Raw genomic sequence first — 209 nt, 5'->3', positions numbered from 1 at the left:
GCGATGGCCGCGCTGTGGTCGTGGGGCTTCGGCGTGTTCGCCCTGCTGTGCGCCCTGGTGGCCTGGGCGGTGTGGGGAATCCGCGCGCAGGCCGGTGATGCACCAGCCGCCGGCGCAGCGAAAGAAGGCGCCGCCGGTCCCGGCATTCGCCGGCGGCTGGTCTGGATCGGCTTGCCGGCGCTGGCTTCGCTGGCCTTCGTGGCCACCAC

The 209-nt window shown here is 74.2% G+C and carries 1 protein-coding gene; it reads left to right on the top strand.

Annotation, left to right across the window (positions count from 1 at the left end):
- On the top strand, nt 1-209 hold a 209-nt coding region (locus tag AC0IZJ_RS28850; protein WP_471855720.1), incomplete at both ends, for a hypothetical protein.

This window comes from Roseateles sp. AC306 (genome assembly GCF_979253795.1).
This window is presented reverse-complemented; position numbering and strand designations above follow the sequence as displayed.